7 protein-coding genes are annotated in these 8,981 nt (G+C 28.6%); 6 read left to right on the top strand and 1 reads right to left on the bottom strand.

All coding sequences use genetic code 11. The annotated features are described in order from the left end of the window. The 3 genes from BLV35_RS19025 to BLV35_RS19370 form a co-directional block, all read left to right on the top strand. The coding region (locus BLV35_RS19025) for a CAP domain-containing protein (RefSeq protein ID WP_143031894.1) at positions 1-213 on the top strand (213 nt) is incomplete at its 5' end. Between the two features lie 812 nt (positions 214-1,025). Next, on the top strand, positions 1,026-1,283 hold the full coding sequence (locus tag BLV35_RS19020) for a hypothetical protein (protein ID WP_091093974.1): 258 nt from the start codon (positions 1,026-1,028) through the stop codon (positions 1,281-1,283). Positions 1,284-1,640: 357 nt separating this feature from the next. Continuing rightward, positions 1,641-1,787 (top strand): hypothetical protein, encoded by a 147-nt coding sequence (locus tag BLV35_RS19370; protein ID WP_176980664.1) that lies wholly within the window; start codon positions 1,641-1,643, stop codon positions 1,785-1,787. A 231-nt stretch (positions 1,788-2,018) separates the two neighbouring features. Here the strand turns inward: BLV35_RS19370 and BLV35_RS19010 are convergent, their stop codons facing one another. Then, positions 2,019-2,963: a hypothetical protein gene (locus tag BLV35_RS19010; protein WP_091093971.1), complete on the bottom strand. Its 945-nt coding sequence runs from the start codon at positions 2,961-2,963 to the stop codon at positions 2,019-2,021. A gap of 1,329 nt (positions 2,964-4,292) precedes the next feature. Here BLV35_RS19010 and BLV35_RS19005 point away from each other — a divergent pair. From BLV35_RS19005 to BLV35_RS18995, 3 genes are all read left to right on the top strand, one after another. Next, the gene (locus BLV35_RS19005; RefSeq protein WP_091093969.1) at positions 4,293-5,048 is read left to right on the top strand and encodes a LytR/AlgR family response regulator transcription factor; all 756 of its coding nucleotides are present in this window, start codon (positions 4,293-4,295) and stop codon (positions 5,046-5,048) included. Then, positions 5,026-8,088: a sensor histidine kinase gene (locus BLV35_RS19000; RefSeq protein ID WP_091093966.1), complete on the top strand. Its 3,063-nt coding sequence runs from the start codon at positions 5,026-5,028 to the stop codon at positions 8,086-8,088. Before BLV35_RS19005 ends, BLV35_RS19000 begins: the two co-directional genes overlap by 23 nt. A 296-nt stretch (positions 8,089-8,384) precedes the next feature. Then, positions 8,385-8,594 (top strand): hypothetical protein, encoded by a 210-nt coding sequence (locus BLV35_RS18995; RefSeq protein WP_091093963.1) that lies wholly within the window; start codon positions 8,385-8,387, stop codon positions 8,592-8,594. Positions 8,595-8,981: the final 387 nt, after the last annotated feature.

Below are 8,981 nucleotides of genomic sequence, written 5' to 3'. Positions count from 1 at the left end.
TCTGAAAATATAATAAAAGCACTAGGAGCTAAAACAGTAGGAGAGAATATAGCTTATAATTATAATACTCCTCAAGCAGCCATCAATGCTTGGTTGAATAGCCCAGGTCATAAAGAAAATATAGTAGGTAATTTTACTCATTTTGGAATTGCAATAAGAGAAAATCCTGTAACAGGTAAAAAATATTATACTAACATTTTTGCTAAAATATAATTCGATTATTTTTTTTTAAATTAGAGGTTGTCTTCCCCAAGTCGCAGCCTCTTTTTTTGTTTTAGGAAAGTAAAGTGTTGTGTTTTCTTCTCTTTATAGCTTTAGTTAAGCTATTATTATCCTCTTTATATCTCTTTAATGTAGTCTTTTCAATAGTTTATTTAAAATACCGTTACTCTAAAATGAATCTAAAAATGCAATTGTAGAGTATCTAAATATATTATTAAGTTCTAGTCTCTTTCTTGAACTTACAAAAAAGTAAACTATAATACCTTTTTGTATTCTAGATTGAAAGTGGAAATATGGTTTTAGATCTTACATAATTACTTGATATCTAAAAACTGAATCAGGTTACTACACTTTTTTACTTTGATTTAACTGTTTGCAGGACTTTCGCCATTATTTATAAAATAAGAAATTGTGTAAATTGGGATAAACACAATACCTTTGGAACATCAAAATAAATATAAAATGACAACCCATCTCGCACTACTTCGTGGGATAATTTAAATAAACTTTGATATGTTTTTGTATATAAATGATTGAAAATATTGTTCAATATGATACGTTAAACAGCCCACATACTAGTGGTGCTATCAAACCTTCTATTTTTTTGGTGCTAAAGACATCTGACCGACAAAGTTTTATAATTACAAAAAAGGATTCGGAGGGTTGGTTATGTACTTTATATCAATAATCATCTATTTATATAGATATGTACAATATAATTCACTTGCTAGACCTTGAAGAATTGATATGGATAGAAGCCCACATCAATGCCCTAATAAAATGGGTAAATAAACCAACACGCTATGAAAATAAAAATTAATAAATATCAACTCAAATTACTTGCCGATAATTTTATTATCGTTGAAAGTCAAGGATTAAAACAAAATGAGAAATATCTAATCCAAGAGTCAAGAATGCCTGAGTATTTAGTTACCATATTAGTGCAAGGACAACCCGCTGCCCTGCGGATTTCTGGATATAGTCAAACTTCTGTGATGAATATAGCAAGGACATTATTTCCAAAGGCAATAATTACTGGTAGTGCAACATTAGTAAGATAAACGTCAAGTAACTATAGGATTAGACATAGTCTCTCCCATTATAAGCCTATTTAAGCAGCTCTTTCAGTCGCTGGGCGATATTGGTTATTCTCTATCTATCTCCTTTCGTCGAAGTAACACAATCACAATATCTATTGCAAGTACCTGATAAAATGGATATAAACATACATAACACCGCCTCTCCTCTGTATTGAATTAGAAACATTGAATTTGCTCAGTTACCGCCCTTGATATTCTAAAAATGTACACAAGTGAATAATGGCCTATCGAATAGACAAGCAAAAACTTTATTGATTTTTTGGTATGAAACACTGAATTATTATTATATTAGTTTACTGAATTGTAAACAACAAAAATATGGCATTACCTAAAACAAATTCAAGTATTATTTTTTTAATTGCAATAATTTTCTTAATGATGGGGATTTTTTCAGGTAGTGGAGGAACATTAGTTGCGGCAGGAGTTTGGTTTGTTATAGGTTTACTTTTTTCAGGAGGCGATTAAAGGAGGATGAGCTAATAGACTATCTATTATTCTTAAGAGTAGCAGCAATTCTATAGCTACTTTCTTTAATAGCAGTATCAGGTAGACCCACTAAATGATATTCAATCTACTTATCAATAGTCACTTCACCATTAATTGCTATTGGTGGAGTATCAATTATAAGACCCAAGATGAGTTTTTTAAGTGGGTCGATGTTCAGTTTTAATAACTCTGGTTGTATATTCATAATTATTAAATAACTGGTTTAAAGTTGTCATCATTTTTAGGCTTTTTTGGAATTTCATTAATAGCTATGTATTGATATAAGTACTCGTTGAAATCCCCAAATTCAAGATTCCTCTGCTTCAATAGGTGCATAAGGTCATTATAGTTTACCCTGATGGAAGTGTTTTTTTTATTTAGGTTTGATAACTTGCAATAACTCCCACCTTGGTGATAAAGCTTAATCAAGTGTTTATTTTCATAATTAGCATCGTCGATTTTCATAATTCCATCTACTCCATAAAACACTAATGATAGGTCTTTATCGTCGAAAGATTCAAAAGAATCTTTGGTTAGGCTAGGGTCTTTATATTTGGACTTAGCCCATTTCAATTTTTCATCTGTAATTACGACTCTTGGAATTACTTGCTTATTTTCCTTAAATTCAGATTCTCTAATTACCGTAACCTCATCATCAACATCAATTGATTTTACAATAGGTTCAATTGGAATTGCGCTAGGCTCTACTGTTTTTACGACCTCTGGTAAATCGGAAGTCAAAATGATTTCAGCCGTAATATCATCTTGGACTTCTTTATTCTCTGTCTTAGATTTTGGGACTTCACCTAGGATTGATTCAATTTTATCCCATTTTATATTGATAGTCCTTCTAGTTGTCACTTTCCCTTCATCAAAAATTCTAGTATTTGCTATTGAAACATAGTTCTTTTTTCTTAGCTCAGGTATCGCTTTTTTAATTGTTTCTTCGCCCATAAAGGTATGCTCGGCTATAATTGAATTACTATAGGTAATTTTCTCGTTCGTGTTTGAGTAGTGTATTAACTTTCTCAATACGGCATCTAGCGTTCTTGTTATATGGTATTCCTTGTCTTTCGACAATGTTGAAGTTGCCCAATATAGGGCATCATTAAACTTTTTCTGTATTGGTAGTTCTTTTGTTTCTTTTCCTTTCATAATATTCTTTTAATTAACTTATCTCTCTTTAAATTTATCTAGCTTGTCAGTGATATTTCAAGCCTTCTTACAACTAATTATTTAACATATGCCGCCTATTCCCATTTAGTCTAAAAAGACCATAGGTGACCTTATTCAAGGATTTTCCTTCAACAAGTTGAATTAAAGCCTAACCGAGTAAAATTGAATAACTCCTGTTAAATTTAATTTTGGTTTAAAATGTAATATTGATAGTGATAATGAAAGATGCTGTCTTCAACCTTAAAGAATAGGTTGGTATTCAGTTTGATTTAACAATGCAAATATACTTATAACAACTGGTAAAAACAAGTTTATGAAAAATGTATAATATTGGAATACAGTGAAATAAGGCCTAAAAAGGGTGCGATTTGCAAATATAAAACAGCATTTGCTAAATTTCGTCAAATATTGTTTTATATTTAATAAAAATCGCTGATAATCAATAGTTTAAGTTTTTTTAATATTTTTATAATTATAATTTAGATATTTTTATAAAATAATTTTTTCCGTACTCTTTTACTTACGTAATTGCTTTAATGTTGATGAACAAATAAAAAAACTATCATACTCTAATTAATAATGGGTTAAGCGATATGGCTTCAAACTATGATACCCCAATAATTTCACGTGGTAATACTCAAAAATTAGCTAGTGACTATTAAAATGATAGAACATCCCGCTTGGGTAATAGTTTGTTACATCCAAGGGAGGTTTCCTCCTCCAAGTTGAAGTGATTCATCTTGTTCATGGGACGAATCGTCCCTCAGTAGCGTTGAAATATACCGTTATACCTATACTGTAATCTAAACTATACTATATTAAAAACTATATTGTATTAATAACTATATACAATTTTTTAAATATTTATATTTTTTAATTGAAATAGGAAATTAAGCTCAATGTTACGGAGTAACTATTTTCATTGATATAAGTAAAGTTATCTTCAACTCAGCGGAGCTGTAGTCTTTATTTGATTCAAGTAAACAATCTCAATGTTGAGAAGCAATCAATTACAATCGAAATAATGGGAAGTATATTCAAAGAGGCTCCGAAGCCTTGTATCTAATGCACTATTAACATTGACCTCACAGCTATTCGTTATTGTAGGGTAACGCATAGGGTAACTGAACTATTACTATTTAATTTTAATGAACTTTATTAATTCAAATTTACATAAATTATACGAATTAAGAATGTGTGGAACTATTTTCAGTTGGTACTATGTTTAAATAAATCGTTAACTAACAAAATCGATACGTTAACTAAGTTAATTTATCTATCTTGGTAAAGTAAATTAAATTTATTTATATGATAACAGCCATTATTATTGATGACGAACAAAATGCTCGTGAATTTTTACAAAAATTACTAGTACGCTATTTTCCAAAAAAGATAGCTGTTTTAGAAATTTGTGATTCTGTTGCAACGGGTGTTGAAGCTATCAATAGGTTTCAACCATCATTGGTGTTTTTAGATATTCAAATGCCAGACGAAAATGGATTTGGATTGTTTAAATATTTTAATAAAATTAATTTTGATGTTGTTTTTACAACAGCTTATAAAGATTATGCTATTGATGCAATCAAGCACTCTGCATTAGATTATTTGTTAAAACCTATTAATTATATTGACTTGCTTTCAACTATTAAGAGATTTGAAGAAAACGATAAAATTCACCTTCAGAATGAAAGAATTTCATTGTTGTTACAGAATATAAGTTCTGATAATTCTTCGTTTAATAAAATAGCATTACCGACACAAAATGGTTACGAGTTAGTTAAATTAAACTCTATAGTTTATTGTCAATCTGATAGTAATTATTGTAAAATTATTTGTGCTGATGGTAAAGAATTATTGATGGCTAAAACTTTAAAGTTTGTTGAGGAGTTATTAAACAGTGATTTATTTATAAGGATTCACAAATCCTATTTAGTGAACCTGAATTTTGTTGTGAATTTTGTTAAAGGGGATGAATTACTTATTACCTTAATAAATGGAGAAAAATTACCTGTATCATTTCGTAAAAAGGAACAATTTTTAAATGCGATACTTCATAAAAAATAGGGGCCTATATGTTATTTTGGTTTTCATTGTATCGACTTTGAATGCTCAAAATTACCCTTCAATTAATATTAATACCATAGATGGACTACCCAATAACCAAGTAGAATCTATTTTTAAAGATTCACGTGGAATTTTATGGGTTGGTACCAATAATGGTTTGTCTAAAATTGAAAATAACAAAATCACTAATTTTTTTGTTGAAGATGGATTGGCTCATAATAGTTCATGGGATATTATTGAAGATACGAATCACAAAATTTGGATTGCCAGTTATGGTGGTGGAATTACCAAATATGATGGTGAAAAATTTACAGTTTTCAATGTACAAAGTGGGCTAGCAAATAACTATGTTAGGAAATTATTTGAATATAAAAACTATGTGTTAGTTGGTACTAAAAATGGTTTGTCATTTATTAACTCCAAAAATGATGCTATTACAACTTTTGATACAAGTTTAATATTAAATAAAGACTCTGGATTACCTGATTTTCAAGTGATGGACTTTTTTGTATATAAAGATGAAATTTATTGTGTAACATTTAGATTAGGTGTTTTTAAATTAAATATTGAACAGAAAACTATAAATAAAATATTTAATTATGTGGGTCGATATTTCGTGTTTTCAACTTATTTAAAGCAAAATTTATTTTACTACAGTATTGATAGTCATTTTAGAAAGGGAAAAGGGGCCGTGTGTAAATTTAATATTGAGAACCTTTTAAAGGATAAAGATGAGGATTTACGGTTTGGAAAATCGATTATTTGGGAATATGTAACAGATAATCATAATAATTTATTTGGAGCAGGTTGGGGAGTACACGTTGAAGACGGTGGTGTTTTCCTCATAAAAGATGATGTCTTTATTAATAAAAATGAAGATTTTGGGATATCAAGTCCAAATATTAAATGTTTGTATTTTGATAAAACATTTAATCTATTATATGTTGGAAGTCAGGATAATGGATATTATAAAGTAGATTTAAACGAAAATATTAAATTTTTTAAAAATAAAGAATTAGCTATAATTGATATTGAAAGTAACGATTCAAACTTAGTGCTATTAAATAAAAAAAGTTTGATGTTACTTAAAAATGATAAGTTAATTAAACAGGTAACCGCACAAAATTTTTTGAATTATGCAAAAAGTTTTTATTCAAAAAATCAGCCATCTCCGATTAATGAAATCTTTGTAACTTCAAAATTAGATGTTGTTGAGGAAGTGGTTTTTTATGATATTGTGAAAGAGAAGTCCAGTTATTGGGTCAGTAGTTATCTTGGTTTGTTTGAATTAGATTTTGACGGTAATTTTTTGAATTATTACTCTGTTAGAACTAATAAGTTTAATTTTGATTTTCAAGGAAGATTTATCTATCCAATTCCTTTTAGTGACTTAAATATTGTAAAGAATCTAAATAGTTCAAAAGGTTTTGTAGATAATTTTCAATTTATAAAACATTCATCAAAAGAAGCAAGTACCCCAGTAGATGTAAGTGCATTTGTAAAATCAAAGGATAAAATATTTATTTCAACCTTATACAAAGGTTTGTTTATTTATAATAAGGACGCTATTATTTCTTTAAATGAAACGAATAATTTTAAAGAGTTAGAATTAACACATTTAGCCATAAGTAATAAATCCTATAGAATAGCCATAGCCACTAATTCTGGGGAAGTTTATTTAGCTGATATCAGGGATGATTTCAAAATTTCAATAAAAATAAGTAGAGAATCGATAAAAGGTAATTCAATTTTATTTCTTGAAATGTACAAGGATTATGTGATAATCGGTACAGAAAATGGTTTAACTATATACAATAAGGATGGGTTTCGGTATATTGATGAAGAACAAGGGCTAAAGAGAACTGATTTTACGTCAAGCAAGGTAATAGGGAACGAATTAATTATTGGAACGAATTTGGGTTATTATAAATTAGATTTAGAAAAAATTTTAAACCCTCCAGTAGTTAAATTTGATTTTAAAATTTATAACATAAGAATCAACCGTAAACCCATTAAAGGGGATTCTTATAATTGGTTTGACTACTCAAAAAGCAATTTAGAGTTAAACTATGATGAAAACGTTGTCGAACTTGATTATTTGGTTTCAAATCATCCTTATTCAAGTAAATTAGAGTATCGGTACCAAATAAAGGGGTTAAACGAAATATGGAGTACCTATTCAAATAAAACACATATTGAATTACCTTATTTGCCTTCTGGTAAATTTTCCATAAATGTCCAAGTTAGAGATTTAAACTCGGGTAAAGAATCTTCTCATCATCTTTTAAATATTATTATTTCACCACCTTTTTGGAAAACAATTTGGTTTGTAATTGTTGTATTTTCAACTCTTTTGATATTGAGCTTTATTTCCTATAAAAAGCGAATTAATTATATCAAAAAGCGAGAAGAGAAAAAGTCAAGAATCGAAAAGCGTCTTGTGGAAACAAAATTGGAAGCATTGCAATCACAAATGAATCCGCATTTCACTTTTAATGCAATGAATTCCATTCAGAATTATATCATCGATAATGACATAGACAATGCGCTGATGTACTTAGGTGAGTTCGCCAAGTTAATTCGTAAAACGCTGGATAATTCTTCGCAACGATTTATCACTTTAGTAGAAGAGATAAGTTATTTAAAATCATATATAGCGTTAGAGAATATGAGGTTTAATAATAAGGTAAAAGTTAAAGTTAACTGCATTGATTTGAATTCAAATATGCTTGAAATTCCTCCAATGCTCATTCAGCCTTTTGTGGAAAATGTTTTTGTTCATGCTTTTGAAAAAAATCATCCGAATCCAAAATTAACCATTACTTTTTCATTAAATGAAAATACATTGCAATGTGAAATTTCAGATAACGGAAAAGGGATGGCAAAAACTACCTCGGGGCAAATGCACCAGTCAAAAGGATTGAAGTTAGTTACTGAGAGATTATATTTATTGAATAAATCTGTGGTAAATAAGTTTAAAATTAATTCTGAACTTGGAAATGGAACCATTGTAATACTTCAAATCGAAATTTTAAGATAGAGGATTAAAGTTAAAAGCATATCGTTAATTAGTGTTGTCTCGTCGAATACTAATTTAATTGTTTTTATAAAAAACGGTATGATACTTTTATCAAAAAAAGTATTAATAAGGCCTCGTTATTATTCGTAATAATTATAAGTGTATTGTCATGCAAAGAAGTAGAAAGGACTGATTTAACAAGTGGAAATATCATTTGCAATTGACGTTTGTATAAAGATATCTTTGTAGATGGTAGTGTGAAATAGCGTGACATATATGACCCGAAAAATCAACTAGTATTTAAGTCTAGTGGAGTGATGGAAGTTTATGTAAGAAATGATAGCGTAATTATCGAAGACACTATTTCTGGGACTTACAAATATTTCAGAGGTACGAAGTATGAGTTAGACCTTTTATTTACTGTAGTAGATATTGAATTTAAGGATAATAATGAGTTTATATTTAAATATTTTGATTTCGGTTCGGATATGGTAGATAAAAGAGAATATTATAAGAGAATCGAATAAATAGAATAAGACTTGAAACAGTGCTGACTAATAATATATTATTCATCTGAGTTATCTGTAATTTAAATGTACTATTTATTAAATATTTTTTTTTTATTAAGGTTATACACGCTAAATAGTAAAAAGCTTACGCTAAATAAGATATAAGTAATATCGTTTTTAGTAATAATATATTTGATGGAATAAATTTAATAATTATGAAAAATTTAAAAATGCTATTAATGTTGTTTATAGTTTTTACTGTAACTTTCTGTAGTAAAGAGGGTTTAAGTCCTAACTCTCCCGATAATACTGGGTATTTCGGTCGGACCGTGCCACCCATTTCGGTTGAAATGGTGCCACTTTGAAAGATATTACAATAATACAAAAAGTTTGTTCAGTTTAAAA

Origin of the sequence: Flavobacterium gillisiae, assembly GCF_900107635.1 — a bacterium.
Lineage (GTDB): Bacteria > Bacteroidota > Bacteroidia > Flavobacteriales > Flavobacteriaceae > Flavobacterium > Flavobacterium gillisiae.
The sequence above is the reverse complement of the archived record's forward strand: the minus strand, read 5'-3'. Positions and strand labels throughout refer to the sequence as shown.

Bases quoted from the DNA above. Each gene is read 5' to 3' on its own strand.
- BLV35_RS19000 (WP_091093966.1), top strand. From the start codon at position 5,026: ATGCGATACTTCATAAAAAATAGGGGCCTATATGTTATTTTGGTTTTC.
- BLV35_RS19020 (WP_091093974.1), top strand. From the start codon at position 1,026: ATGAAAATAAAAATTAATAAATATCAACTCAAATTACTTGCCGATAAT.
- BLV35_RS19010 (WP_091093971.1), bottom strand. From the start codon at position 2,963: ATGAAAGGAAAAGAAACAAAAGAACTACCAATACAGAAAAAGTTTAAT.
- BLV35_RS19370 (WP_176980664.1), top strand. From the start codon at position 1,641: ATGGCATTACCTAAAACAAATTCAAGTATTATTTTTTTAATTGCAATA.
- BLV35_RS19005 (WP_091093969.1), top strand. From the start codon at position 4,293: ATGATAACAGCCATTATTATTGATGACGAACAAAATGCTCGTGAATTT.
- BLV35_RS18995 (WP_091093963.1), top strand. From the start codon at position 8,385: ATGGAAGTTTATGTAAGAAATGATAGCGTAATTATCGAAGACACTATT.